At 71.9% G+C, this 26,509-nt stretch carries 24 protein-coding genes and 1 tRNA gene; 6 read left to right on the forward strand and 19 right to left on the reverse strand.

Annotated features, from left to right (window positions below; translation table 11 throughout):
* Positions 1-260 precede the first annotated feature (260 nt).
* Both ACFYSC_RS17400 and ACFYSC_RS17405 read right to left on the reverse strand, forming a co-directional pair.
* A complete protein-coding gene (locus ACFYSC_RS17400) occupies positions 261-3,248 on the reverse strand; it encodes an ATP-binding protein (protein ID WP_389962127.1) in 2,988 nt (995 codons plus the stop codon).
* A 307-nt stretch (positions 3,249-3,555) separates the two neighbouring features.
* Positions 3,556-5,514 (reverse strand): hypothetical protein, encoded by a 1,959-nt coding sequence (locus ACFYSC_RS17405; protein ID WP_389962129.1) that lies wholly within the window; start codon positions 5,512-5,514, stop codon positions 3,556-3,558.
* A 165-nt stretch (positions 5,515-5,679) separates the two neighbouring features.
* On the opposite strand from ACFYSC_RS17405, the gene ACFYSC_RS17410 reads away from it, so the two are divergent.
* The 3 genes from ACFYSC_RS17410 to ACFYSC_RS17420 all read left to right on the forward strand — a co-directional run bounded on the left by ACFYSC_RS17410 (position 5,680) and on the right by ACFYSC_RS17420 (position 8,122).
* The gene (locus tag ACFYSC_RS17410) at positions 5,680-6,318 is read left to right on the forward strand and encodes a hypothetical protein (RefSeq protein ID WP_389962131.1); all 639 of its coding nucleotides are present in this window, start codon (positions 5,680-5,682) and stop codon (positions 6,316-6,318) included.
* A complete protein-coding gene (locus tag ACFYSC_RS17415) occupies positions 6,318-7,175 on the forward strand; it encodes a hypothetical protein (RefSeq protein ID WP_389962133.1) in 858 nt (285 codons plus the stop codon). The genes ACFYSC_RS17410 and ACFYSC_RS17415 overlap by 1 nt, the downstream gene beginning before the upstream one ends.
* Before the next feature lie 89 nt (positions 7,176-7,264).
* The gene (locus ACFYSC_RS17420) at positions 7,265-8,122 is read left to right on the forward strand and encodes a hypothetical protein (protein ID WP_389962135.1); all 858 of its coding nucleotides are present in this window, start codon (positions 7,265-7,267) and stop codon (positions 8,120-8,122) included.
* A 75-nt stretch (positions 8,123-8,197) separates the two neighbouring features.
* Here the strand turns inward: ACFYSC_RS17420 and ACFYSC_RS17425 are convergent, their stop codons facing one another.
* The 10 genes from ACFYSC_RS17425 to ACFYSC_RS17470 all read right to left on the reverse strand — a co-directional run bounded on the left by ACFYSC_RS17425 (position 8,198) and on the right by ACFYSC_RS17470 (position 15,072).
* A complete protein-coding gene (locus ACFYSC_RS17425) occupies positions 8,198-9,511 on the reverse strand; it encodes a hypothetical protein (protein ID WP_389962137.1) in 1,314 nt (437 codons plus the stop codon).
* Between the two features lie 223 nt (positions 9,512-9,734).
* The gene (locus tag ACFYSC_RS17430; RefSeq protein ID WP_362940822.1) at positions 9,735-10,031 is read right to left on the reverse strand and encodes a DUF1416 domain-containing protein; all 297 of its coding nucleotides are present in this window, start codon (positions 10,029-10,031) and stop codon (positions 9,735-9,737) included.
* On the reverse strand, positions 10,031-10,870 hold the full coding sequence (locus ACFYSC_RS17435; RefSeq protein ID WP_362940825.1) for a sulfurtransferase: 840 nt from the start codon (positions 10,868-10,870) through the stop codon (positions 10,031-10,033). Before ACFYSC_RS17435 ends, ACFYSC_RS17430 begins: the two co-directional genes overlap by 1 nt.
* A gap of 15 nt (positions 10,871-10,885) precedes the next feature.
* Positions 10,886-11,281 carry a DUF4395 domain-containing protein gene (locus tag ACFYSC_RS17440; protein ID WP_389962140.1) on the reverse strand — a complete coding sequence of 132 codons (396 nt, stop codon included), beginning with the start codon at positions 11,279-11,281 and terminating at the stop codon, positions 10,886-10,888.
* A 60-nt stretch (positions 11,282-11,341) separates the two neighbouring features.
* Positions 11,342-11,425, reverse strand: a complete 84-nt coding sequence (locus ACFYSC_RS17445) for a putative leader peptide (RefSeq protein WP_389962752.1) — start codon at positions 11,423-11,425, stop codon at positions 11,342-11,344.
* A 239-nt stretch (positions 11,426-11,664) separates the two neighbouring features.
* Positions 11,665-12,090 (reverse strand): thioredoxin family protein, encoded by a 426-nt coding sequence (locus ACFYSC_RS17450; RefSeq protein WP_389962142.1) that lies wholly within the window; start codon positions 12,088-12,090, stop codon positions 11,665-11,667.
* A gap of 165 nt (positions 12,091-12,255) precedes the next feature.
* Positions 12,256-13,152, reverse strand: a complete 897-nt coding sequence (locus ACFYSC_RS17455) for an anti-sigma factor family protein (protein WP_389962144.1) — start codon at positions 13,150-13,152, stop codon at positions 12,256-12,258.
* The gene (locus tag ACFYSC_RS17460) at positions 13,149-13,661 is read right to left on the reverse strand and encodes a sigma-70 family RNA polymerase sigma factor (protein ID WP_362940840.1); all 513 of its coding nucleotides are present in this window, start codon (positions 13,659-13,661) and stop codon (positions 13,149-13,151) included. The genes ACFYSC_RS17455 and ACFYSC_RS17460 overlap by 4 nt, the downstream gene beginning before the upstream one ends.
* 220 nt (positions 13,662-13,881) lie before the next feature.
* Positions 13,882-14,562, reverse strand: coding sequence for a DUF2993 domain-containing protein (locus ACFYSC_RS17465; RefSeq protein WP_362940843.1), 681 nt, complete (start codon positions 14,560-14,562; stop codon positions 13,882-13,884).
* 258 nt (positions 14,563-14,820) lie between these two features.
* Positions 14,821-15,072: a MoaD/ThiS family protein gene (locus ACFYSC_RS17470; RefSeq protein WP_389962147.1), complete on the reverse strand. Its 252-nt coding sequence runs from the start codon at positions 15,070-15,072 to the stop codon at positions 14,821-14,823.
* Positions 15,073-15,278: 206 nt separating this feature from the next.
* Between ACFYSC_RS17470 and ACFYSC_RS17475 the strand changes: the two genes are divergently transcribed.
* Positions 15,279-15,992: a response regulator transcription factor gene (locus tag ACFYSC_RS17475; protein WP_362940849.1), complete on the forward strand. Its 714-nt coding sequence runs from the start codon at positions 15,279-15,281 to the stop codon at positions 15,990-15,992.
* A gap of 52 nt (positions 15,993-16,044) precedes the next feature.
* Here the strand turns inward: ACFYSC_RS17475 and ACFYSC_RS17480 are convergent, their stop codons facing one another.
* Positions 16,045-17,037 carry a bifunctional metallophosphatase/5'-nucleotidase gene (locus ACFYSC_RS17480; protein WP_389962149.1) on the reverse strand — a complete coding sequence of 331 codons (993 nt, stop codon included), beginning with the start codon at positions 17,035-17,037 and terminating at the stop codon, positions 16,045-16,047.
* Positions 17,038-17,154: 117 nt separating this feature from the next.
* A complete protein-coding gene (locus ACFYSC_RS17485; protein ID WP_389962151.1) occupies positions 17,155-17,841 on the reverse strand; it encodes a hypothetical protein in 687 nt (228 codons plus the stop codon).
* A 129-nt stretch (positions 17,842-17,970) separates the two neighbouring features.
* Here ACFYSC_RS17485 and mshD point away from each other — a divergent pair, with 129 nt between their 5' ends.
* Positions 17,971-19,065, forward strand: coding sequence for a mycothiol synthase (gene mshD / locus ACFYSC_RS17490; RefSeq protein WP_389962153.1), 1,095 nt, complete (start codon positions 17,971-17,973; stop codon positions 19,063-19,065).
* Between the two features lie 95 nt (positions 19,066-19,160).
* On the opposite strand, the gene ACFYSC_RS17495 is transcribed toward mshD, so the two are convergent.
* The 3 genes from ACFYSC_RS17495 to dcd form a co-directional block, all read right to left on the reverse strand.
* On the reverse strand, positions 19,161-20,165 hold the full coding sequence (locus ACFYSC_RS17495) for an anion permease (RefSeq protein WP_389962154.1): 1,005 nt from the start codon (positions 20,163-20,165) through the stop codon (positions 19,161-19,163).
* A complete protein-coding gene (locus ACFYSC_RS17500) occupies positions 20,166-20,783 on the reverse strand; it encodes a DUF47 domain-containing protein (protein ID WP_179819942.1) in 618 nt (205 codons plus the stop codon).
* A gap of 651 nt (positions 20,784-21,434) precedes the next feature.
* Positions 21,435-22,010, reverse strand: a complete 576-nt coding sequence (dcd, locus tag ACFYSC_RS17505) for a dCTP deaminase (protein WP_389962156.1) — start codon at positions 22,008-22,010, stop codon at positions 21,435-21,437.
* A 217-nt stretch (positions 22,011-22,227) separates the two neighbouring features.
* On the opposite strand from dcd, the gene ACFYSC_RS17510 reads away from it, so the two are divergent.
* Positions 22,228-22,301: transfer RNA gene (locus tag ACFYSC_RS17510), tRNA-Gly, on the forward strand.
* A 103-nt stretch (positions 22,302-22,404) separates the two neighbouring features.
* On the opposite strand, the gene ACFYSC_RS17515 is transcribed toward ACFYSC_RS17510, so the two are convergent.
* Together ACFYSC_RS17515 and ACFYSC_RS17520 are read right to left on the reverse strand one after the other, a co-directional pair.
* A complete protein-coding gene (locus ACFYSC_RS17515) occupies positions 22,405-22,881 on the reverse strand; it encodes a hypothetical protein (RefSeq protein WP_389962158.1) in 477 nt (158 codons plus the stop codon).
* 867 nt (positions 22,882-23,748) lie between these two features.
* A complete protein-coding gene (locus ACFYSC_RS17520) occupies positions 23,749-25,707 on the reverse strand; it encodes a S9 family peptidase (RefSeq protein ID WP_389962160.1) in 1,959 nt (652 codons plus the stop codon).
* Positions 25,708-26,509: the final 802 nt, after the last annotated feature.

Genomic DNA, 26,509 nt, shown 5'->3' on the forward strand with positions numbered 1-26,509 from the left:
TCCGCCGAATCGTTCATGCCGCGATCCTAGCCGGGGTTCGGCATGGTCACGGTCCGGCAACGCCCGCGAAAGGGCCGATCACGAAGGTCGCACCGTCCGTCCCGTTCGTACGGCACGTCCGGTTCGCCTCCTCCCGGCCGGGACTCGATCCGGACCGCCCGAACCACCTGAGCCACCCGGACCGCCCGGACGCCCGGGCCGCCGGACCCTTCGGGCCCCCGGACGCGCCTCGTCCGCAGGCCCCGTACGGCGCGCGGCGGTCAGTCGGTGAAGGCGAGCTCGACGTCCTCCGGCGCGGCGGCGTCGAACGGCAGCACGAACCGGCGCGGCCACGACAGCACGGTCTCCAGCCACCCCGCGCCCATCGTCTGGGCGACGTGCCGGAGCCGGTCGGCGGGATCGACGCCGATCGTCACCGTCTGCATGTCCCGCTCCACGCTCTCGCGCTCGTCGTCGCCGAGGATGACCCGCCAGGCCAGCGCCCGGTTGCGGTCGGCCTCCATGGACAGCGGGTGGTGGCGCAGCGCCCTGGCCCGGTGCCCGAGCAGCTCGGCGCCGCCCGGCGGAGGCGTGACCAGTGGGTAGTCCAGGGCCGGGGCGGGCGAGCGCGGGTCGGGCGCGGGCCGGTCGTGCGGGAACAGCCGGTCCACCTCGTGCAGCCAGCGGACCTGCGGGATGACCCACTCGGGGCCGGGCCGCTCCGTGCCCTCCCGTTCCGGGCCGAGCAGCCGGGTCGCGGTGGCGGCCACCCGCTCGGTCAGCCTCGCCGGGTCGGCGACGGTCCGCAGCGACCACGCCCTGGGGGCCACGGCGCGCTCCACCGCCGTGGCCAGCAGGCACTCGCGGCGCCGCAGCGGCAGCTCCGCCCACAGGTCCGCGAGGGCCCGCGGCACCCCCGGCAGCGGCCGGTCGGCGCAGAAGGCCAGCACCAGCGTGTCGGCCCAGATGCGCAACCATGCCCACTCGGGGGCGTCGGCAAGCAGGTCGGCCTCGCGCAGCTCCACGAGCGTGCAGGCCCGGCCGGTCCGGCACTCCTGGCCGCAGGCCGCCGAGCGGCGGCCGTTGATCGGCGGCGTGTGACCCAGGACTCCGGGGACGGCCCGCTCGCGCTCCTCCCCCAGCGGAACCCTGATCCGCAGCGGCCGGTCCATCCCGTCGGCGAAGACCGCCGCGACCCCCGGCTGGAGGGAGACGACCTGCCGCGACTGCTCCTCGCTGAGGTTCATCGCGGCCCCGACGAGCTGCCGGTCGTCCTCGGCCGGCAGGCGGTGCACCACCTTCAGCGCGGTGTTCTTCACCACGTCGGAGACCAGCTTGGTGGGGATCTGCTCGGCCACCACGATGCCCTCGCCGTACGCGCGGATCTCGGCGAGCATGCCGGCCAGCAGCTCGACGGCGTGGGTGCTGGCCCGCCCGGCGCCGCGGTCGCGCAGCAGCCGGTGCGCCTCCTCGATCACGATGACGTGCCGCAGGCCGCTGCTCCGCTCGGTCCTGGCCCGCATCCGCAGGTGCTCCACGATCCGGATGATCAGCGTGCCCATCAGGAACGCCTTGTCCTCGTCGTTGGCGACGTCCTCGATGGCCAGCACCACGTTGCGCCGGAGCAGGTCGCCGATGTCGGCGGGATGGCCGCCCTCGAAGAACCGGCCCGCCGAGCCGACCCGCAGCGACCGCAGCCGCAGCGAGATGAAACCCTCGACGTCGGCCTGCACCTCCCGGCCGTAGCCGATCTCCTGGATGACGTCCATGGCGTGCTGCTGGAGCTGCGCGAGGGTCGGCACGGCCGGCCGTACGGCGGCGCCGGGCGCGGCCCAGCCGGTCACCACGTCCCAGCCGTTGGCCTCGTAGACGCGCTGCAGGGCCAGCGACATGATCTGCGGGAACGGCTCCTCGGCGTCGAAGGCCGCCATGAACAGCGCCCGCACCATGTCGATGTGCGCCTGGACCGGATAACCCGGCTCGGGCGCGAGCGGGTTGACGCTGAACGGCACCGCCTCGGGGGCCGACGGGTTGATCACCGTCACCGGGGCGAGGTGCTCGACCCGGCCGCCCATCGCGGCGTACTCCGACTTCGCGGGCTCGATCGCCAGCCACGGGATGCCCGCGCCGGTGAGCTGCTCCAGCAGGTGCCGTACGGTCTGCGACTTGCCGGAACCGGTGGCTCCGGTGACGAAGGCGTGCCGGTTGAGGGTGGCGAGCGGCACCCGGAACGAGCCGACCGCGCGGTTCTGGCCGTCCAGGATCGCCCCCAGCTCGACGGTCCCGGCCCCGGGGGCGACCTCCGCCTCGCTGGTGACGTCGAAGAAGCCCGCGTCGAGCACCCGGACCCCCGGCACCTCCCGGCGCGGCAGCCCGGCGAGCGCGGCCAGCGCCCCCGCGGTCGCGGCGAACGGCGCGGCGCTGCCGTCGGCCGGGTCCTGGAGGGTCACCGACAAAGCCTCGGCGAAGCCGTACACCGGGCCGGAAAGGGCGCTGCGCAGCCGGTAGGGGTGGTGGCTCATCTCGGCCGAGCCGACCAGGACCGGCGCGATCTGCCGCAGCTCCTCGGGCCCCGCGGCCCCGGCCAGCACCCGCACGCTCCACAGCCCGGCCTCGCGGAAGGCGTCCAGCTCCTGCATGCGCCGCTCGGCGCGCTCGGCGTCGTAGCGGGAGCGCTCGGAGGCGTCGCCGTACTGGCGCAGCACGTTGAGCTGGGTGCGCAGGTGCGCCACCTCGGCGTCCAGCAGGTCGGTCCGCTCGGCCACCACCAGCCAGGCGAACGGCCGCGACATGAGCGTGACCAGCGTGGACTCGAACAGGGTGGGCCGCCTGACCTCGTCGGCGTCCGGCTCGCGGCGCCCGCCGAGCGGCGGGGCCTGCCGGCCGGGGCAGGCGGTCCAGGCGAGGTCGGCCAGGTCGCGCAGCCACTCGTCGCCGATCCGCACGCCCCTGGCCCCGGCGGGGAACAGCAGCGGCTCCGAGCCGGCCGGGACCGGGTCGGCCTCGGCCGTCCTGTCGGCCGACCGGCGCGGCGGACGCGGCGGGGTCAGCGGCCCGGCGTTGGTGACGAGCTCCAGCGGGGCGCCGGAGCCGCGCGACAGCCAGCCGACCACGAACGGCCGGTCGCGCTGGGCGGCCGACAGCACGGCCGGCAGGACCGTGACGAAGTCCCACTCCGCCGACGAGCTGCGGGAGGGCGCGGTGATCGCCTGGATCCGGTACCAGGGGCCGGTCAGGCCGCCGGCGGGAAGGGACACGCTTGGCTGCATCTGTTGGTCTCCACCCGGGGGACCCGGCTCTACGCCGGGGTGTTGACGCGTCACGGGCGGTCCCGCCGTACCGGCCGGTGCGGGCCGGGAGTCGGACCACCCCGGCCACCAGCGTCGAACCTCCACGGGGGAGGACACCCGCTCACTGACCATCCCCTTACCCGAAAAGAACGCTTCGTTGACGCGCACGCGGGCCGGGCCGGGCCGGTCACCGGCGGACGCTCCGGACGGGCAGGGCCGGCCACCGGCGCGTACGCGGGCGCCGGACCGTTCGTCAGCGCGTACGCAGGCCGCGCCGGACCGGTCATCAGCGCGTACGCCAGTCGAGGCGGGCCGGCGGGGGGCCCAGGTTGGGCGGCGCGTCCACGAACGGCCCCGGCTCGGGAGGCTCCGGCTCCTCCTCCTTGCGGCCCCGCTCCAGCACGGCCTCCTTGATCTCCTCGAACTCCCCCAGCGTCGTCTTGGGGAAGGTGAGGATCGCGGGGTTGGCGTCGGCGAGACGGACCCGGCGGCCGTGGGCGGTGGCGTCGGTCACTATCACCGAGGTGGTGGGGAGCTGCTGCAGCTCGTGCGGCTCGACGAGGAACTCCCTGGAGCGGTGCAGCACCCGTTCGGTCTCGCCCATCGCCTCGGTCGCGCGGCGGCCCCACTCGGTGGAGGAGGTGATGTCCTCCTTCAGGTCGGGACGGCCGGCGTCGCGGTCGTCGCCGTCGTCGGTGTGACCGATGGTGGAGACGTATCCGCCGTCCATCCCGGCCCCGGCGGCGCTGATCGTCTCGGTGAGCTGGGCCAGCTCCAGGCGGTGCTCGGTGCCGACGTGCTCGCTGGCGACCCGGGCGTCCTCCGCGTTGCCCAGCCGCATGAACGTCACCGCCGCGTGCCCCCGGCCGAGCCGCTCCCGCACGGTCGGGGTGAGCGACCGGTAGGTGAGCACCAGCCCGGTCCTGGACGTCTCGCAGGCGTCCATCAGCCGGTCCAGGACGTCGCCGCGGAGCTTGTCCGCGCCCGCGACGACGATCGTGTGGTACCAGGGCCGCTCGGAGGCGGGCGACTGGCGCAGGATGTGGGTGAGGGCCGTCGCCACGTACGTCCCGAGAACCCGGTTTCCGAACACGCCAGCCTGCCGGTCCATCGACACCACCCGCAGCCGCGCGGGCGGCAGCCGTACGGCCTCGGAGCCGAGCGTCTCCAGCTTGCGCAGCTGCGACTCCAGCGCCCAGGCCCGCTCGATGACCACCCGGTCGCTGACGCCCCGGCCGAACAGCGTGCCGATGCGCTCCAGCTGGGTGGCGGTGATCAGGCCGAGCCTGAGGTCCTCGCGGGGGTCGCCGACCTGGGCCAGCGCCCGCAGCGCGGCGGTGACCTGGTTGATCGTGGCGTTCTCGCCGAGGACCTCCAGGACCCGCTCCAGGATCGCGTTGTCGAACGACAGGTCGCGGGTGGTGCGGTGCTCCTCGCTGACGCTCACCACGTGCGCCAGCACGTCGGCGAACGCCTCGGGCGCGAGCGTCGCGCCGAGGTCGAGCCGGGGCAGGTCCACCGGCAGCACCCACACCAACGGGTCGTCGCCGCCGCGGCGGGCCAGCTCGATCAGGTCCTTGGCGATCGCGCCCTCCGACAGGTCGAGGACCGTCAGGTGGCCTCCGCTGTAGAGACGGGTCGCGCCGAGCAGGGTGATCAGCGCCGACCAGCCGGTCAGCGTGCCCCCGGCGACGTCGATCCGGTCGAGCTCGTCCGGCACGGTCACGGCGTACCAGGTGAGCTGGCGGTCGTGGCGCTCCTTCTTCTCGGCCCACTCGCGGTATCGGGCGGCGTGCTCCTCCTGGGCGCGGTACAGGCTCCTGTCGCGTTCCCGGCGCAGCCGGTCGCCGGCCTCCTCGTGCTCGCGGATGCGGTGGCGGACCGCCCTGCCGCCCTGGTGGATGGAGTAGCTGCAGAACACCGCCACCCCGCAGGTCGCGACCAGCCCGGCGACCGCGAACGACCAGCTCAGCAGGTGGCTGACGCCGAGGACGAGGATGAGCGCGGCGAGCACGCCCATGAACGCGCGGAAGGTCCGCATCGGCCGGTTCAGCAGGTCCTCGTTGAGCCGCTCCCGGCGCGCCCACTCGGGGTCGATCTTCGGCGCCTCGGCCGCGACGGTCTCGTCGGCGGGAGAGGGACGTCTGGGCGCGGGCCCCGGGTCGGGGTGGAGCAGGGCATACTGCCAGCCCAGGTAGATCCGGTCCGCCTGGAGCTGCGCGTGCTCGGGATGCACGTCCGCCACGGAACCTCCGCCATAGGGCCCTCGCCGCCTCGGTGACAGCGTAGGAGCTGGATCTCCGTTCCGAGCGGCGTTCTCACCAATCTGCTGTATTTTCCGTTGGTTATCCAGTGCTCGTGGGACTTGCGAGGCGAATGACATGAAGATCAGCGGTTACGATCCTGTGCCATGACGTCTCCCCCCGGCGCGGCGGCCCGAAGGCGCCGCCCGGTCGCGGTGCCGATCGCCGTGCTCGTCGCGGCCGCCGGCCTGGGGATCACCGCGGCCCTCGGCGGGCTCGGCGAGGCCCCCGACGACCCGCCCAGACGTCTGGGCCCCGGCGCCGTCCTCGACCAGGGGGAGTTCACCACGAGGTTCGTGGAGTCCCGCACCACCGTCCGGCCCGGCCGGTACGGCGGGCCGGACAAGCGCTACCTGGAGGTCGTGTTCCGGGTGACCAACAAGGGGGACGAGACCACCGGCGTGGGAGCGCCGGGGCAGGGCGGGAAACCCGGCTACCTCTTCGCCGGGTCCCTGCTGAGGATGACCCCGGAGCTCGGAGGCGACTTCGGCCCCGACGTGTTCGTCGAGGGTGACGGCGTGCCCGGCAGGCAGCTGCACCCGGGGATGGAGTCCACCGTCGTGGTCCGGTACGAGCTGCCGGAAGGACGGCGCGCGCCCGAGCGGGTGCTGCTCGACGTCGGCGCCTTCGAGCACCCCGAGGGGTTCACCCAGGACATCGGCTGGCTTCTGGTGAAGAAGGACGACGACGGGCCCCCGGCCGTCGCCGCACAGGTCACCCTGCCGGTCCGGAAGGCGGCCGGGTGATGACCGCACCGGCGCCCGGACACGGCGGAGCGGACTGGTTCGGCGGCCCCGGACCCGGCGATCCCCACGGCCCCGGACCCGCCGTCCCCGGGCCCGCCGTCCCCGGAGGGCCTGGCGGAGCGGACGGGTTCGGCGGGGCGTCGACGTCTCAGGGGCCCTCCGGGCGCTCCGGCGCGCGGGCCCGGCGCAGCGGCTCCGCGACCCCGGGCCGGTGGCGCAGGCTGGGCGGTCTGCTCGCCGGGGCGGTCCTCGCCGTGGCGGCGGTCGCCGCCCAGTCGTTCGCCTTCTCCCGCGACGACTACAGCGGCCCCCTCACCTGGACCGGCGGTCCCGGGGAGACGGTCACCGCCTCCCGGATCTCGGTGCGGGTGGAGGGGGTCCACGCCGCCAGGGCGATCGAGACCGGCGCCTCCCCCGGCACGTCGTCCAGCACGTCGTCCGGCTCCTCGTCGTCCGGCTCCTCGTCCGGCGCGAAGCAGCGGGCGACCACCAAGGGGATCTTCCTCGTCGTCGACCTGGCCGCGACGTCCGTCCGCGTCCCGCAGCGGATCGCCCCGCCGGCCCTCCTGACGGAGAGCGGGCGCCGGTACTCCGCCACCGACAAGGTGAACGGCGACCTGACCATCACGAGCCCCTTCATCCAGTGGGGCTGGTGGACCAGGAGGGCCGCGGTCTTCGAGGTCCCGCCCGCCGAACTGGCCGGGGCCAGGATCGTGGTGCACCCGCAGGAGGGGAACGGGGCGCTGGTCGAGCCCTCCGCCCCCGAGGTGGAGATCGACCTCGGGCTGGACGAGGCCGCCGCGGCGCGTCTGGTCTCCACGGCGAAGGACGTCCACACGCCGGCGGGCAAGCCGTGACGGCGCCTCCCGGCGGCCGGAGCCCCGGCGACTGGTTCACCCCGCGCCCCCAGGACGCCCCTCCCTCCGGCCCCGGGCCCGTGAAGCCCATGGCTCCTCCTCACGGTCCCCGGCCCGCGGCGGCTCCCCACCCGGGAGCGACCCCCGGGCCCGGCGCCGGCGGGGCGCCCTGGCTGTCCGGTGGGCGCCGGGCCTTCCCCGACCGCCAGGTCTGGCCCCCCGTCGTCCCGGACGAGCCTCAGGGCGCCTCCACGCAGCCGTTCCCCGCGGTCAGGTCGGCCCCGTTGCCCCGGTCCGTGCCGCCCCCCGGCCCGCTGGAGGTCCCCGGAACCGCGGCTGAGGCCCCCGCGGACCTCCCCGGGTCCCCGGCGCCCGCCCGGCGTCCGGCCCGCACCGCGCTCCGGGTCACCGCGGCGGTCCTGGCACTGGCCGTGGCCGTGGCCGTCCCGACGTGGAACGGGTACCTGACCTACAAGGACGCACGTCCGGACGACCAGGTCCACACGTTCGCGGCCGGCCGGACCGCCACGTTCCGGCACGTCTCCTGGCAGGTGGCCGTGACGGAGTCGGACGGCCTGCCCGGCGACCGCCCGCTGGAGCCGGACCGGCGGTGGCTGAGGATCAGAGTCACCCGGACCGCCCTGGACCCCGAGGGCGTGATCCGGCGCGGCACCCCCGACATCGAGGTGCGCCACCCCGACGGCCGGTCGTGGGCGGCGCAGATCGCCAAGGACGACGTGCCCCTTGAGGCCGCCGAGCACCGGATCGGCACGCCGTACCACTACGACGTGCTCAGCCTGGTGCCCAGGGCGCTCGCCCGCGAGGTGTCGGTGTGCGTGCGCCCGAGCGCCGTCCGGACGATCGAGAACGAGTCCTTCGAGGACTCGATGAAGCGCGCCGCGCGGGAGAACGAGCTGAACGACAACGTCCTCTGTTTCAGGCGCTGACGTCCTCGCCCGTCCCCCGTCGGCGACCGGCGTGGACCGGCCGGCGGCCGGCGGTCTCCCGGCCGCCGGAGGACCTCAGTCGCCGACGGTCCGGCCGCTCTCCCTGGCGCGGGTGGCGGCGATGTCGAACGTCGCCGCCAGCAGGCAGACCGTCAGCGTGTCGACGACGAGGTCGCGCAGGACCGACGCGGCGGACCCCCACGCCACCCAGCTGAAGGGCTCCGGATTGCCGATCAGCATCTTGACGCCCTGGGTCGTGTAGTCGGCTCCCACCCGGACGAGCACGTAGCACAGGCAGAACATGCCGAACAGAGCGGCGCCCCCTCGGGCGGCGAGCCGGAAGGCGTTCACCGGCGGCACCCAGCGCTCCTGGAACCCGGTCGTCATCCGCGTCGCGACGGACCGGGTGAGAGAGTGGGTCCGCTCCATCCGGTCGGCCACGGCGTCCAGCCGGGTCCCCCGCACGACCGACCTCGTGTCCTCGGCGAACGCGCCGTAGACGAGCGCCGCGACCGTCAGCCAGGTCAGCGGCTCGATCAGCGCGTCCACGACGTACGGCCAGACCTCCCCGATCCACGCCGCGGCCTCCTTCCAGCCCGGGACGCTCTCCTCCAGCCGCTTGACCTGGTCGCCGAGCGCGTCGACGACCACCCGGTGGGACACCCAGTCGGACCGGGCCTCGACGAAGGCGAGCACCGCGTTGATGCCGTAGAAGGCGAACGCCAGCTCGAAGAAGGTGGTCAGCACGCCGCTGCCCTTCACCCTGCCCTGCGCGTGCCACCAGCCGAAGAGTCCCCTGAGCAGGTAGGCGACCACGGCGATGACGATGGAGAGCCGGACGTCGAGGCCGATGAGGCCGGTCCCGGTGGTGGACTCCTCACCGATGAGCGGCCGGAGCAGCAGGTCCTCACCCGCGTTGCGGGTGCGGTCGAGGGCGACGAACTCCCTGGCGTCCTCGGCGTGGAAACTCCAGGCCAGGTAGATGGTGGCGAAGACCAGCGTGGCCCGGTTGAGCGCGCCGAACAGGCTCTCGTCCGCCTCGTCGCCGGTCCGCCGTACCCGGATCTCCCGGAGCGCGCCGCGCACCGAGTGCAGCATGCCCACCATGACCACGAGCTCGTTCAGCACGATCAACGTGAAGATCAGCATCGTGACGACGAGGCGCACCTGCCGGTGGTCGCCGTGGGAGACCTCGGTGCCCGCCCACATCAGGCCGGCGCGGATCGCCCTCCCCGCCGAGAACCACAGCACCAGCGACACTGCGCGGGACCCGAAGATCCGCAACATGTGGAGGGGGAGCGAGTACGCCGTGGGCGCGGCCGGGGCCCGGACGGCGGCCCGCGACGGCGGCGGAGCTGACGTCTGGGACATGACAGGCGTTCCGGGCACCTGACGAATCGTAGCGATCGGCGGCGGCCGGCGCGCCGGCCGTACCGGATCCGTGGGCCCGCCGGAGCCCGGATCCGGCCGCGCGCCGGAGCCGGAGTCCGCCGGGCGTTCGTTCCCGCCGGGAGACGCGGAAGGGCCGGCGCCCCCTGTGGGGACGCCGGCCCTCAGAGCCGTGAGGCGGACCGGACGGGCCGGCCGCCGGGACGGGCCCGGGTCCGAGCGGTCAGACCGCCACGCTGAGCTGGGTCACCTCGCCCAGGCGGGCCTGGGCGGGGACGTCCTTGGTGACGCCGCCGCCCGCGATGATGCGGACGGTCCAGTCACCGGGAGCGGCGAAGAAGCGGAAGACGCCCTCCTCGGACACCACGACCTCGCCGGTGAACTCGCCGGAGTGGTCCAGCAGGCGCGCGTAAGCGGTGCCGGCGCCGGAGACCACCCCCTGGATGACGGCCTGGGTCGAGAGGTCGATCCCGGCCGGAAGAGCAACAGTCTGCTCCGGAGCAGCGCATCCGTCAGTCATTATCGGGCCTCTCCCAGTTCGATCGGCACGCCCACGAGCGAGCCGTACTCGGTCCACGAACCGTCGTAGTTCTTGACGTCGGCCTGGTCGAGCAGCTCGTGCAGCACGAACCACGTGTGGGCCGAACGCTCTCCGATGCGGCAGTACGCGATGGTGTTCTTGCCGAAGTCGACGCCGGCGGCCTCGTAGAGGGCCTTCAGCTCCTCGTCGGACTTGAAGGTGCCGTCGTCGTTTGCCGCCTTCGACCACGGGATGTTGCGCGCGGTCGGCACGTGGCCGGCGCGCTGCGCCTGCTCCTGCGGAAGGTGGGCGGGGGCGAGCAGCTTGCCGGTGAACTCGTCGGGCGAGCGCACGTCGACCAGGTTGAGCTTGCCGATCGCGGCGACGACGTCGTCACGGAAGGCGCGGATCGAGCTGTCCTGCTCCTGGGCGCGGTACTGGGTCGCCGGACGCTCCCGGACGTCCCTGACCAGCTCGCGCGACTCCAGCTCCCACTTCTTGCGGCCGCCGTCGAGGAGCTTGACGTCCCCGTGGCCGTAGAGCTTGAAGTACCAGTAGGCGTAGGACGCGAACCAGTTGTTGTTGCCGCCGTAGAGGACGACGGTGTCGTCGTTGGAGATCCCCCGGGCGGACAGCAGGGCCTCGAAGCCCTCGCGGTCGACGAAGTCGCGGCGGACCGGGTCCTGGAGGTCGGTCCTCCAGTCGATCCGCACGGCGCCCCGGATGTGGCCCTTCTCGTAAGCGCTGGTGTCCTCGTCGACCTCGACGAGGACGACACCGGGCGTGTCGAGGTTGGCCTCGACCCAGTCTGCGTCCACCAGTGCGGCGGAACGGCTCATGGCAATCCTCCGGAATTATCTTGCGGGCAGTGATCGGCGGATGATCAAAAACATCTCGCAGCCGAGGCAGAAGCCGAAGACGGCGTTGAGAAAGGCGGCGAAGAGGGCCGCGGCGGTGGCGCCGAGGGCCAGCGGCGTGATTCCTGTGATGTATCCGACCAGGGCCGCCAGGGCGAAGACGAGGCCGACCCCCTGCGCGAAGCGCGGCGGGGCGGCGTCCTCCAGCTCACTGGGCGGGCTCTTCACTATCCCTTTGAAGACCATCCCGTACGGCGACGCTCCGAACAGGCCCAGCCCGAAGAACACGGTCTGGACGGCGAGCAACCACGTGCTCCCCGTGGCCAGGACGATCGCGAGAACGACGGTCGTCACGGACGCGGAGAAACGGAGTGCTCTGGGATCGGCGTGCATCGCTCGATGCTCCCCAAGGGTGTGCGGATCGGCGCGGCGCGAAGCCGCTTGAGATCGCCCTCAGGAAACGCGACAGAGCGCGGTGGTCACGCGGCAGAAGTCGACCGCGCGCCGCTTCGTCAGCAGCTCTGTCGTCAGGATCATACGAACGACATTACCCCGACGTCCCGCCCTCTGTCACATCCCCGTCCAATTCGTGAGACATCCTTGTTCGGCACACGGGCGGCCCGTGGCTCGGGGGCCCGCGGCCGGGAGGGCGCCGAACCGCAGGTCAGCGGCCCGGGGCCCGCGGTCCGGAGAGCCCGGAACCGCAGGTCCGCGGCTCGGGGACCCGCGGTCCGGAGGGCCCCGAGCCCCGGATACAGGCTCGGGAGACCCTCGGTTCAGTCGCCGACGGCGAGTCCCAGCGCCCCGATGACGTCGGCCTTCCTGGGCTGGCCGGAGGCGCGTCTCACCACGCGGCCCGACCCGTCGAGGACCAGCACGGTGGGCGTGCGCAGGATGTTCAGCGCGCGGACGAGGTCGAGCCGCGCCTCGGCGTCGATCTCCACGTGCGCCACGCCGGGCACCATCGCGGCGACCTCGGCGAGGATCCGGCGGGTCGCCCGGCAGGGCTGGCAGAAGGCGCTGGAGAACTGCACGAGCGTGGCCCGCTCCCCCAGCTCCGCCGCGAGCTGCCCGGACGTCAGGCGTTCCATCCCGCCTCTCCCCCTGCCTCCCACGTCGCGCGGCGCGGCGCGCCGCCGCAGCGCCACCCCGGTCAGTGTCGCCAGGGCGAGCGTGACGAGCAGCACCGCCAGTCCGGTCACGGAGCCGACAACGCGCCGCCGCCGACGGTCATTCCCGCCCTGCCGGACGGCGTCCCGGGCGGCGTCCCGGCGGAGGACGACCGGGCACGGAGGGACGCGCGCGGACGGCGCCCCGGCAGGACGACGTCCCGGACGGGCGCCGCCGGCAAGCGGATGCGGCGGCCGTCAGCGGGGGGTGAGGCGGATCAGCACCCTGCCGCCGGCGACGATCTCGAACCTCTCGACGTCCTCGGGCCGGAGCGTCGTGGTCCCGGTGACCTCGCTCCCGGCGGAGACGCCGGGGTCGGCGTGGACGGCCCGGCTGACGGTCCACTCGGCGGCCGTCCGGCGGACGCCGTCCGTGCCGACCGTCACCAGGCGGCAGCGGGTACCGCCGGGCACCCCGGTCAGCGTGACCGTGACCGTGCTCGGCGCTCCGCCCCGCTCCGCGCCGGCCGACGCGCCCGATCCCGCGCTCGGCCCGGCGCTCGGCTCCGCGCCCGCCGTCACCGTGACCGTGGCGCGGGCGGCACCGCCGCGACCTGCGAACTCGCGGCCCTGAGGGGCCTCCAGCAGGATCCTGACCTCGTCATCGGGGCTCCCGGACGGCGCGGAGCTCCGGGAGGCCGCGGAGCGGTCCGGGGCGGCCTTCCTGTCCCGGAAGAAACCGTTGGTCTCCGAGGTCTCCGGCCGGGACCGCGAGACCGCCGGAGCCGCGGCCGGATGATCCGCGGCGGGCTGCCCGGCGGCCGTCCACACCGCCCCGCCGATCCCGGCGACCACGATCGAGGCCGCCACGGCCAGCAGCGCCCGGGACGTCCTGCGCTTCCTGGCCCGCTCGTCGTGCAGCCGCTCGCTGAGCAGCCGGTCGAGCACCGCCCGGGGCGGGCTGACCGCCTGCGCCACGTCCTCCTCGGCGACCCTGCCGAGCAGGGTCGCCACCCCGCCCAGCTCCTCGGCCTCCGTACGGCAGGCGGCACACTCGGCGAGGTGCGCCTCCACGAGCACTCGTTCCTCGGGCTCCAGCACGCCCAGCGCGTAGACGCCGAGCGACATCCGGACCTCGTCACACGTCATCATCATGGCGCGAGCCCCCGCTCCTCCAGCGCCAGCTTCAGCGCCCGAAGCGCGTAGTACGTGCGCGACTTCACCGTTCCGGCCGGCACGCCCAGCGTCTCGGCCGCCTCCTTGACCGACTTCCCCCGGTAGTAGACCTCGGCCAGCACCTCGCGGTGCTCGGGCCGCAGAGTGGCCACCGCCTCGGCGACGGCCCATGACTCGACGGCCCGCTCCAGCTCGTCGTCGGCGGGCAGTACGGCGAGCGCCTCGTCCCCCGTCTCCGGGGGACGCGCCTTGCGCGCCCGATGCTGGTCGACGACGAGGTTGCGGGCCACCGTGAACAGCCACGCCCGGATGGGACGGTCGCTGAGCGCGTCGGGGTGCCGCCAGGCCCGCAGAAGCGTTTCCTGCACGACATCCTCCGCTCTCCCCGGATCACCCGTCAGCCGCAGGACGTAGCCGTAGAGTGGCCCGCCGTGTTCGTCGAAGAGCGCCCTGACGAGCTGCTCGTCGGCGGTTCCGGCTCGGCTCACACCACCATGACGTACGGCGGGGCGGATCGGTTCGGACACCTCTCCAGTCGACCACGGAGAACGGCCGGCTCCGGACACGCCGGCCCGTCCCGCACGACGGTCCCCCCACGGCGACCCCGGGCGGCGGACTCATGGAGAGGGCGGCGGCCTCTCGGAAAGGGACCGGGCACGCCGGCCGAGGCGGACCGGGCAGGGGCGGAGCGTGGCGGGGCCGGGCGGGTCAGCCCTGCAGGGGGACGCCCGTCGCCTCGCCGGAGATCCGCAGTCCCTCCGGGACGACGTTCACGCCGGTCACCTTGAGGTTGAACGGCAGGTTCCTGAGCGGGATCCGGTAGGAGATCGCCTTCTCGGCGTTCGGCACCGGGATGCCGCCGGCCAGGGTGACCTTCTCCGGGACGATCCGCAGCCCGTCCCCCTCGACCGCGATCTTCATCCGGGCCTCCGCGGCCACCTTCCGGCCCAGGACGGTCAGCTCGCCGTCCACCTTGAGGGCGTCGCCGTCCACCGCGACCTTGAACCCCTGCGGGGCCCTGCGGTTCAGCGTGTCCAGCGAGACGACCGCGGTACCGGCGACCCGGTCGGCGCGGACCTTCGCCTTGCCGCCCTCGGTCACCAGGTCCCGGAGCGGGGCGGTGACCCCGTAGAGGGTGAAGTCGACGCCCGCCAGCCGGATGCCGGAGACCTCCAGGGCACCGGTGGCGACCCGGACCTCGTCGTACCGCCCGGAGATCGCCTGGGTCAGGAAGGGGATGCCTCTGATGTCCACCTCGGGCGGGGAGGAGAGGTCGTACTGGGCGGTCGCCCGGGTGGCGATCTCCCGTTCCACCCCGGCGGCCGCGACCCGGTCGAGGATGCCCGCGAGGACGAGCAGCACAATCAGAAAAGCGATCAGCTTACGCATCCGACTCCCTGTCCGTACCGGGTCAGGCCCGAACGCCACGGCGGCGCTCCCGGGTAATTTCCCGGGAAACGCCCCATCATTACCAGGTGTATGGCGTTTTTGGCCTCTTGTCCCCAGAGCGGAGTCCCTCGTCCCCGAAGTGGAGCCCGTCGCCCACGGGGCGGAGCCCGCCGTCCCCAGGGCGAAGCCCGCCGCCCCTGGGGCGAAGCTCCCTGTCCCCGGGGCGGAGTTCCTCGCCCCCGGGAGGGAGCACGGTCGTCACCCCCCGGCGAAGGGCGGGAGCACCTCCACCGTCGCCCCCTCGGGAAGCACGACGGCGTCGTGCGCCCGCAACCCCACCGGGGCCCCGTCCACCAGGAACGACGACCTCCCGACGACCCGGGCCAGCGGCTCGCGGCCCGCTGTGACGTCCGCCACGAGGCCGGCCAGGGTCTCCGCCTCGAAGGGCTCCTCGGCGACGCCCGCCGCGTCCTTCGCGGCGGCCCAGTAGCGGATCACACCTTTCGCCATCTTCTGACCAACTCCTTCGGAAAACGCGTGGTGACGGCGTCGTCACGGGTAACCCACCGGTGTAACCGGTGTTCATCAGGTGGACGCTCGCTGGATCCTTCGACCCCGTGGGCTATCCTCACCTACTACGGGACCTGGGCGACGTAGCCCCCGGGTCCTTTACGTGTTTGTACGGCTTTTCGCCGCACGACGCGGAAGGAGGCACTGTGAGCAATCTGCTGCTGCTCACCAACGCCCTCGAGCCCTCTGCGGAGGTGCTCCCGGCGTTGGGGCTGCTGCTGCATCCGGTCCGGGTCGCCCCAGCGGAGGCGTCCGCCCTGATCGACGCGCCACCCGCGGACGCCGTGCTGCTCGACGCGCGCCGCGACCTCGTCCATGCCAAGAGCCTGAGCCGGCTGCTGCGGACCACCGGCATCACCTGCCCGCTCCTCGTGATCGTCACCGAGGGCGGGCTCGCGGCGATGACCGCCGAGTGGGGCGCCGACGACGTCGTCCTCAACACCGCCGGCCCCGCCGAGGTCGAGGCCCGGCTCCGGCTGGCCGTCGGCCGGCTGAACCAGGCGGCCGCCGAGGAGGTCCCCGACGAGATCCGCAACGGCGACCTGACGATCGACGAGGCCACCTACACCGCCCGGCTCCGCGGCCGCGCGCTCGACCTGACCTTCAAGGAGTTCGAGCTCCTGAAGTACCTCGCCCAGCACCCCGGGCGGGTCTTCACCCGCGCCCAGCTCTTGCAGGAGGTCTGGGGTTACGACTACTTCGGCGGCACCCGGACCGTCGACGTCCACGTCCGGCGGCTGCGCGCCAAGCTCGGCGCCGAGTACGAGGCGCTGATCGGCACCGTGCGCAACGTCGGGTACCGCTTCGTCCCCGAGCGGGGCGAGGAGACCGGCGACAGGCGCGAGCCCGCCCGCAAGTGAACGGCCGCCCCCCGCGCGTGGCGGGAGGCGGCCGATCGGGCTCGGCGCCGGGTCAGGGCGCGACGGTGATGTGGTCCGGGACCGGCGGCGCGATCGTCCCCGCCGCGGTCAGATAGTCGGTGAAGGCGTCGATGTCGAGCGGGCCGCTCCACAGGTCGGTGCCCGCCGTGAAGCCCTGGAACGTGTCGCCGCCGCCGACGAGGAAGTTGTTGGCGGCGACCCGGATCGTCTGGGCGTCGGTCACGGCGACGCCGTCGATCTTCATGTCGGAGACCTTCGAACCCCACGGCGCGCTCGCGCTGTAGGTGTAGGTGAAGTTCGACGACGGCTGCAGGATCTTGGTGAACGGCTGGGCGTTGGGCCCGCCGGTGAACTGCTGCTCCAGGACGGTCTTGAGCTGGGCGCCGGTGAGCGTGACGACCTGCATGAGGTTGTTGAACGGCTGCACCGTGAAGGCCTCGCCGTACGTCACGACCCCGTCGCCCTCGCCGGCGGGAGAGCCCGCGTAGGTGAGCGGGGCGCGCACGCCGCCCGGGTTCATCAGCGCGATCTGCGCGTTGCCGCCGGTCTTCGTCGCGGCGAGCTGGCCGTCGGCGATGAGGTTGCCCAGGGGCGACTCCCCGGACGGGGCGGCGGTGTTGGTGATGTCCGCGGTGATCTTACCGATCGGCCTGTCGGCGATCTGCTTGACGCGGTCCTTCCACGTCCGGACGAACGTGGCGGTGTCCTCGTCCGGATCCACGGTCCGGGTGACGACCTGGTTGTCGGCCGCGACCGTGGAGCGCACGACGTCACGGGTGCGGACGTCCACCTGGAAGTCCACCTTGGTGATCACCCGGCCGAACGAGCCGCCCTGGCTGAACAGCCGCTTGCCGCCCGCCGGGTCGGTCACCTGGCACAGGTACGCCTGGTGCGAGTGGCCGGTGAGGACCATGTCGATCTGGGGGTCCACCTGGGTGGCGATGCGGGTGCCCGCGCCCGGCTCGGCGCTGCACGAGTCGGGCGACTTGCCCGCGGCGACCTGGTCGCCCTCGTGCACCAGCACGACCTGCGCCTTGACGCCGACCAGCGAGAGGAGCCTGGAGGCGACGTTGGCGGCCTTGACCTCGTCGATGAACCGCAGGTCCTTGATGCCCTCGGAGGTGACGATGCCGGGGGTGCTCTAGGTGACCAGGCCGATGAAGCCGATCGGCACGCCGTTCATCCAGCGGACGGCGACCGGGGGCAGGGCCGGGATGCCGTAGTCCTTCAGCAGCGAGCGCAGCGAGGCCGGGTTCCCGGCGCCGAAGGCGGCGAGCGCCTGCTTCTCGGCGGTCCCGGTGGGCTGCTTGAACAGGACGTTGGCGCCGAGGTAGTCGTAGCGCGCGCCCTTCCACTGCCCGGCGGGCGAGCAGCCGTCCACCGGGTGGCAGCCGCCGTACATGATGCGCCGCAGCTCGCCGTACCCCTCGTCGAACTCGTGGTTGCCGACGGCGGAGGCGGTGACGCCGAGCCTGCCGAGGAACTCCACCGAGGGCTCGTCGTGGTAGGCGGCGGAGATCAGGGGGCTGGCGCCGATCAGGTCGCCCTGGGCGACCTTCAGCGTGTTCTTGTCGGTCAGCTGCGCCATGTGGGTGGCGATGTAGGCGGCGCCGCCGGCCTCGACGGTGGCGCCCGTCTCGTCGACCATGCGGCCGGACGACCCGGTCGGGGGCTCCAGGTTGCCGTGGAAGTCGTTGAGCGCGAGCAGGCGGACCGGCACCGTCCTGGCGGACCGGTCGACCGCCTGGACCGGCCCCGCCGCGAGGGCGAGACCGCTGCCGGCGAGGGCACCGGCGAGGGCCAGCCGCTTGAGGGAGCGAGACATCATGACCCCAGACCCTAAAGCGGCAATCTATGTAAACAATGTCCAGGAGGTAACGATTCACCCTGCCCGGAAGGGGTGATTCCGCCGATCCGGCCGCCCCCCGCGTTCCGGGCTCCGCCTAGAGTCCAGAGCATGAACGTGCGTGTGGAACAGCGAGGAAGGCTCGGCGAGGCGGAGGTGGCCGCCGTCCTGGAGATGGTCGCGGCCGCCACGGAGGCCGACGGGGTCGGGCCGCTCAACGAACACGTGATGCTCCACCTCCGCTACGGCGGAGACGAGCGGGCGGGAGCCGTGCTCCTCTACGACGGGGACGTCCTCGCGGGCTACGCCCACGTCGACCCGACCGACCCGGTCGAGGGGCCGAGCGGGGAGCTGGTGGTCCATCCGGCGTTCCGGCGGCGCGGCCACGGACGGCGCCTGCTCGCGGCCGTGCTGGAGCTGACCGGGGGACGACTTCGCCTGTGGGCGCACGGCGGGCACCCGGGGGCCGAGGCGCTGGCCACGTCGGCGGGGTTCGGCAGGGTCAGGTCGCTGTGGCAGATGCGCCGCCCGCTGGCCGAGCCCCTGCCCCCCTTCCGGCTGCCCGAGGGCGTACGGCTGCGCACGTTCGAGCCCGGCTCCCCGGACGAGGAGGCGTGGGTCGCTCTCAACGCCAAGGCGTTCGCCCACCACCCCGAGCAGGGGTCGTGGACGCTCGACGACCTGCGGCGGCGCGAGCGGGAGCCGTGGTTCGACCCTGCGGGCTTCTTCCTCGCAGAACGGGCGACCGAGGAGCCGCCGGGCCGGGAGCCCGGCGCGCCGTACGACGGGCCGGGTGGCGGGCCTTACGGCGGGCCGGGTGGCGGGCCTTACGGCGGGCCGGGTGGCGGGCCTTACGGCGGGCCGGGCAGTGGACCGGGCGGTGAGCCGTACGGCGGGACGGCCGAGGGGCCGGGCGGCGGACGTGCCGGGGGCGGGCGGCTGGTCGGCTTCCACTGGACCAAGGTGCACGGCGACGGCGACCACGCGCACGACCCGATCGGGGAGGTGTACGTGGTCGGTGTGGATCCGGACGAGCAGGGCGGCGGGCTGGGCAGGGCGCTCACCCTGGCGGGCCTCGCCCACCTGCGTTCCCGGGGCCTTTCCCAGGTCATGCTGTACGCCGACGAGAGCAACGTCGCCGCGGTCCGCCTCTACGAGAAGCTGGGCTTCTCCCGGTGGGACGTCGACGTCATGTACCGCAGGTAGGGCGCCGCTCACCGCTGGAGACGGCGGAGACTGCGGAGACGGCGAAGCGCCGGCCGAGAGGTCCCCGACCGGCGCTCCGCTGACCGCCCGGTTCGCTACTCGACCATCCAGTGGACCGCGAAGTAGCACACCGCGGCGACGGCCGCGGCGGCGGGGATCGTGAGGATCCAGCCCATCACGATGTTGCCCGCGACGCCCCACCGCACCGCGGACAGGCGCTTGGTGGCGCCCACGCCCATGATCGCGCTGGTGATCGTGTGCGTGGTGGAGATGGGCGCCCCGAAGCCGATGGCCGCGGTGTAGAGGACGGAGGCCGCGGCGGCCTCGGCGGCGAAGCCCTGCGGGGGCGTGAGCGCGATGATCCGGCGGCCGAGCGTCCGCATGATCCGCCAGCCGCCGGCGTAGGTGCCCAGCGAGATGGCGGTCGCCGCGGAGAGGATCACCCACTGGGGGATCGCGTCACCCTCGTGCTGGAACCCGCCGACGACGAGCGCCAGGAAGATCACTCCCATGGTCTTCTGCGCGTCCTGGAGGCCGTGGCCCAGGGCCATGGCCGCGGCCGAGACCGTCTGGGCGTGCCGGAAGCCCCGGTTCGTCTTCGCCGGCTGGGAGCGGCGGAAGCCCCAGAGGATGGCGATCATGACGATCGCCGCCAGGGTGAAGCCGACCAGCGGGGACAGGATCATCGGGATGACGACCTTCTCGACCACGCCGTTCCAGTGGACGACGCTCGACGAGGCCAGAGCCGAGCCGACGAGTCCGCCGATCAGTGCGTGGCTGCTCGACGAGGGCAGGCCGAAGTACCAGGTGATGAGGTTCCAGGTGATCGCCCCGACCAGCGCGGACACCACGATCACCAGGCCGTGGACCCCCTTGGGGGCCTCGATGATGCCCTTGCCGACCGTCGCCGCCACCTGTGTGCCCAGGTGGGCGCCCAGGAAGTTCATGGCGGCGGCCATGAACAGGGCGGCCCGGGGCGTCAGCGCGCGGGTCGAAACCGAGGTCGCGATCGCGTTCGCGGCGTCATGGAAGCCGTTGGTGTAGTCGAACGCCAGCGCCACGGCGACCACGCCGATGACGAGTACGAGCGTGAGGTCCACTTAACTTTCCTTGACCGCGATCGACTCGATCGTGTTCGCCACGTGCTCGAAGGCGTCGGCGGCCATCTCCAGCTGGTCGATGACCTCCTTCATCTTGAGGACGGTCAGCGCGTCGTACTCCCCGCCGAACAGCTTGGCGAGCAGGCGCCGGTAGACCTGGTCGGCCTGGTTCTCCAGACGGTTGATCTCGATCCAGTACTCGTTGAGGTTCCGCATCGAGCGCAGCCGCGGCATGGCCTCCGCGGTCAGCTCGGCGGCGCGCTCCAGGACCTCCACCTGACGGACGACCTCCTTGGGGAGGTGGTCGATCTGGTACAGGCCGATGAGGTCGGCGGCGGCCTCCATGTAGTCCATCACGTCGTCGAGGTTCGACGCGAGACGGTAGATGTCCTCGCGGTCGAAGGGCGTGATGAAGCTCTCGTTGAGCCGGTTCATGATCGCGTGAGTACGCTCGTCACCGGCGTGCTCACAGGCACGCATCTTCTCGGCCAGGGCGTCCCTGTCCGATCCGTCGCTGATGATCTCGACCAGTAGCCGGGACGCTGTGACGAGGTTGTTCGCCGAGTCGGCGAACAAGTCGTAGTAGCTGTCCTCACTAGGCGTGAGACGCAGGCGCACGTCGTTCTCCAGATGTGCGGGGATGGTCCGCAGAGAAGGGTACGGGTTACCAGCGGAAATCCGAACTTCACCCAGTAGACGCCTACTCTTCCAACTGCCGCTGCCCGGTGTATACCTGGCGGCACCCTTCGGGAGGAAGCCTTGGGCTCATCTTTCCGATGACCGTTTTGCTGGTTTTGGGCCATATTACGCTGAGCTGGGGCCGACAAGAAGGGTCGCCAGCTGCCGCTTGATCCACATGCCGCGCTTTCTTCTCCCCGCACGCACCCATCGCCGCACCTCAGGCCCGCATGGGCCTTCCCACCTGCGAGGACGCGACCCCGGCCACTCGGGGGTTTCGGACGGGGGCCGTGATTTCGGTCACGCCACCCCCCGAATACCCCGTTCCCCATCAGCCCGAGCAGATCTCATTGGTCCCGTGTTCATCTGATATTCACTTTGCGTTCACTTTCCAGAGGCTTCGCCGTACCGCTGCCGTACGCGGACCGTCCGGCCCGACCGGCGGCTCGGGCCCGGCCGGCGGATCGGGGGCTCTGCGCGGGACGGCGGGCGGTCCGCGGTCCGGGCCGGCGGCCGGTCCGGTTCGAGGGTGGACGGGCAGGCTCGGGCCCAGTCCGGTCCGGGGCGGCGGACGACCCCGGTCCGGGTCGCTCAGATCACGGTCCGGTGGAAGTTCAGGTAGGAACGGCTCGGCGTCGGCCCCCGCTGGCCCTGGTAACGCGAGCCGTACCGCTCCGAGCCGTACGGATGCGCGGCGGGCGAGCTGAGCCGGAACATGCACAGCTGACCGATCTTCATCCCCGGCCAGAGCTTGATCGGAAGCGTCGCGACGTTGGAGAGCTCCAGGGTCACGTGGCCGCTGAAGCCGGGGTCGATGAAGCCCGCCGTGGAATGGGTGAGCAGGCCGAGCCTGCCCAGCGAGCTCTTGCCCTCCAGCCGCGAGGCGATGTCATCCGGGAGGCTGACGACCTCGTAGGTGCTGGCGAGGACGAACTCCCCCGGATGCAGGACGAACGGCTCGTCACCGTCCGGCTCGATCAGCCGGGTGAGACCGGGCTGCTCGACCGCGGGGTCGATGTGCGGGTACCGGTGGTTCTCGAAGACCCTGAAGTAACGGTCCAGGCGCACGTCGACGCTGGACGGCTGGATCATCTCGGTGTCGAAAGGATCGAGCTTGACCCTGCCGGCCTCGATCTCCGCGGCGATGTCACGATCGGAAAGCAGCACGTGGGCAACCTACCAACGCCGCACCCCGGGCACGCCCGGTAACCTCCGACCGGCTCCCCCGGCCGCCACCCCCGTGATCCTCGTGATCCTCGTGATCCTCGGGCGAGGGTCCGCGGGAGGGCTGAGGCGACGGCTCATGTGACGGCCGGAAAACTCCCCCGGGCACGGATGAGAGCGCTCCGAGTTTCCGCTACAGTGGTGGACGCGGCACACCGCTGCGGGTGTAGTTCAATGGCAGAACATCAGCTTCCCAAGCTGACAGCGCGGGTTCGATTCCCGTCACCCGCTCCAAGCTCGAAGGCCCAGGTCAAGGACAGATTTCCCTACCCTAGCTTTGATCGTTTCTACGGGCTTCCTTCACTCCGGGCCACCCACCGCGCAAGACAATCCGGACTCATCCTGGAGAGGGGGACCACGGTGGCAGCGAGGCGTGACTTGGCAGGGAGACATCCGGGGTCGGCGATTCCGGGGTCGGCGAGGGCAGTGAAATATCCGGCGGTGGCATAGCCGGGGACTGGTTTACCCCGTACGGCACCGGCAGCCCACTCGGCGCGTCCAGCACGATCCGGTCGCCGAGTGGCTTGGCCAGTGTGACCTCGGTGGCCCCGACCAATCCCACAGCAGTGCAGACACCGTCGGACGTCTCAATATCGAGATCGACCATCACCAGGTCGTCCGCCTCGAAGCTTCGCACGCCGTGCAGCTCGTCACAGCTGCCAGACATGTATTCGAGCCGGACGGCCGTCCCTTCCCCCGGCTGGTAGCCGTTGACCTCGGCCGCTCCGAGAGCGGGGGAGGGCTGGAGCGTGCCGTCGGAGCAATCGCAACCCGGCTGAACGTGCCTGGTACGTCCCGCACGCTGAACTGCCACGCCGGGACGATGGCCGGACCCCGGCTGGTCTGGATCTGGACCTCGCCCAGGCGCGTCCCAATGACCGTGAGCAGCCCGCACTCGCCTGGAGCGCACTTCTGGTGCAGGTTAGGCACACTCATCTGCTCGTACGCCGCCGAAGCCCGCAGCAGCGGCAATGTCATTGCCGTCCCGTCAAGCCACCGGATCTCACCGTGGGAGGGAGCGCTGCCTGGCAGATCCGCGTGAAGTTCCCATTTCCCGGCGTCGAAGGCCAACTTGCTGCGATCGGTGAACCGGACATCCTTACCCAAGACCGTGAGTGTCTCCTGGGGGACGAACCCGCGCACCCACTCCTCGGACAGCCCTGTAGTCCGCCACCGCTCCGCGACCACGGCCGCGTGCTCGTCAGCGTCCGGCGAACTTGGGGCGACCAAGGCGGTCCCCTGGCCGCATCCGGCCAGCACAATCGCGCCGGCCGGCCACCAGTACGAGCTGAGAAGCCCTCACGCCTTCTACGACGCACCTCGCCTCCAACTGGTTCACCGTTGCCGTACAGAAGCGAGGGAGGGGCGACCACGGTCACCCACGACCGGCCCCCACGCCTTGGGTAGGTGTGTACTGACGCCGTGCCCGTTGCGTGCCCGTCAGGAGGGGCGCCGAAAGGGAATCACGGGGACTCACAGGCAAGGCGAAATCGTCTCTAACCTGGAGTACAGCAGCTCATGAGGCTACACGCCGCAGTCTTGCAAACTGTAGGTCAGGGGGTCGATTCCCCTCCTACGGGTGGTTACTGCATTTCGCCGGCCACGCCCCTCGACCTTGCCCAGGCACCACCAAGGTCCCCCGGAGGCGGCGAACCCACTCTGCGGGAACAGGGCGGCCGGGTCAGATCCGGTTCTGATCCGATGCCGGGTCACCGAGCCATCGGTCGAACCACGCACGGGTACGCCGGAGCACGTCGATCTGGTGGTTGCGTTCCCTGAAGGAGTGTCCCTCTCGCGGGTAGACGACGAACTCGTGCTCGACGCCGAAGTGACGCAGCGCGCGGTGGAAGAACGTCGCCTGGCTGAGCGGCACGTTCGTGTCGTTCTCGCCGTGCCGGATCAGCACCGGGGTGCGGATCTTCGAGGCGAACGAGATCGGACTGAGCCGGTCGTGCGGGTGCGGGCCGGACCCCTCCCAGCCGGCACTGCCGCCGAGCCCCGCATCCAAGGTTGCCTGTTCGCCGGTCGCGACGAGCATTCCCCAGTCGCTGATGCCGGAGCCCATCAGCGCGGCCTTGAACCGGTCGGTCTGCCCGATCGCCCAGGCGGCCATGAATCCGCCGTGGCTCCCTCCGCCGATTCCGAGCCGGTCCGGATCCGCGACTCCGTCGGCGATCAGCAGGTCGATCCCGCTGACGATGTCGGTCCATTCCTCCAGACCGACCCGGCCCGCGACCGCCGCCGCGAACTCATGGCCGTGTCCCCAACCGCCTCGCGGGTTGGGCAGGAAGACCGCGTATCCCGCGGTCGCGAGCCACTGCCCCGAGGGGAACCAGGCGAGATTGAACTCGTCGGTGTACCGGTCGTCGGGACCGCCGTGCACCAGGGTGACGAGCGGGAACGGGCCGTCCTGCCGGCTCCTGCCCGCCGGCAGGATCAGGAGCCCGTCGAGGTCGAGGCCGTCGGACGCCTTGTAGGAGAGGCGTTCCTGGGTTCCCCACCTGATCTGGCGCAGTTCCGGTCTGGTGTCGCTGAGCCGGATGAGCCGACCGCCGGGAGGTCCGGCGTGAACGTTCATGGGCTCGTAGGCCGTGCTCGCCCGAGCGGCGACCACCTCACCCGAGCGGCTCACCGTGAGCGAATCGACACGGCCGTCTCGCGTGGACATCCGCACGAAGCGCTGCGCCTCAGGGTCGAGCCGGTAGATCGCGGTGTCGAGCCCGTCGGCGAACAGCGCCAGCGGCGGGCCGTCCGCGACCTGCGCGAGGTCGGTCGGGCAGACGGTCATGCCCGCGGTCAGGTTGCGCTGCTCGCCCGCGGTATCGGCCGCGGGTACGGTGACGTCGAGAACGGCCAGGCCTCCGACCGGGCTGGGCGGGGTCACCGCCAGGTAGGCCACATGCCAGACGTCGTGGAGGCTCCACCAGGTCGGCGAGCACGCCTGCCACTCGATCCGGCCGAGATCGTGGACCGCACCGGTGACAGGATCGACCACGTGCAACCCGGCGGTGGAAGCGCTGGAATCGAGCTCAGGGCAGGCCCAGCTGATGACCGCCAACGGGCCGCCGTCCGGCCGCTGGACCACCTCGACGACGTGCCTGTCGCCGAGTCGCTCCACCACCCGGAGCTCTCCAGTGCCGAGATCGAGCAGCCGCAACCGGCCGTAGGGCACCCGCTCTCCCCACACCTTCGCGTCGTCGCGCTCGGCCTTCCTGCGCTCGTCCTCCTCGGTCGGCTCGTCCGCGGCGACCACGGCCACCACATGGGGATCGGCGAGCGGGAGATGATCGGAGATCCCGCCCTTCCAAGCGGTCAGGGCCTCGGCCTCCCCGCCGTCGAGCGATATCCGGTGCAACTGGGGGACGCCCCGCTTCATCCGGTCCGAGACGAAGAAGAGCGACGCCGAATCCGGCGCCCACCGCGGGACGGAGTCCTTCGCCGTCCCCGCGGTCAGCTTCCTGGGGGGTGAGCTCCCGTCGGCGGCGGCGACCCAGAGGGCGCCGGTCGGATGCTCCTCCCGCATTCCGATCGGGGTGACCGCATAGGCGACCCAGCGGCCGTCCGGGGAGACCACCGGATACAGGGGAACGGCGCTGTCCACGATCAGCTCAGCAGTCAACTCCGGTGCGCTTTCACTCATGCAGCGTGCCCTTCCATTCCTGCCATAGCGGGGTATGGATCATGTCAGTTCTCATGTGAACTAGCGAGAAATGAATTCTCGTGCCACGGTCGTGCCAGACAAGGCAGTCAACGAGGGGTACTTACGGGGACTCGCGGATAGTGTCGTATGCCTCCTGGCCTGCACATCCGCAAGTCAAGCGACGATGGCCCGAAGCCTTCCAAACTGGTGGTCATGCATGGAGCAGGATGTGCTGATCAAGTACGTCGCAGCAGACATCGAAGCCACTGTGCCGGGGGCATTCGACCTCTCTGGACTGCGGGCAGTAGTAGATGTCCGAGCAGCCGCAAGCAGAGAACTCGGGTAGGGGATCGGGAAAGCTGTTCATGATCGTATACATGTGCCGAGGATCCCATGTTGCGAGGTAGAGCCAGGGTGACCGCCGGGCCATTAGCGGGCCATTAACCAGGGTGGCGAGGGGTCAACCACGGTCACTCACGACCGGCTCGAAGCCCAGGCCGGCAGCCCTACCAGTCGTACTCGATGTACTTCCCAAGCTGACAGCGCGGGTTCGATTCCCGTCACCCGCTCCACCCGAAAGGCCCAGGTCAGGAAAGATTCCGCCCTGGGCCTTGATCGTTCCAGAGGTGGTTCCAGCACCTTGTGAGGTCGAATGCCCCTCCGGTGAGATCAGCTCGCCTCCCGCAGCGGCTGGAACCGGACGCTCAGCCGCATCTCCAAAGCCTCCGCCAGCCGCTCCAGCATCGGGATGGTGGGCATCCCCCCCCGCTTCGAACCGCGCCACCGCCGGCTGCTTCAGCCC

Origin of the sequence: Streptosporangium sp. NPDC004379, from assembly GCF_042873875.1 — a bacterium.
In the GTDB taxonomy this organism is placed as follows: domain Bacteria; phylum Actinomycetota; class Actinomycetes; order Streptosporangiales; family Streptosporangiaceae; genus Streptosporangium.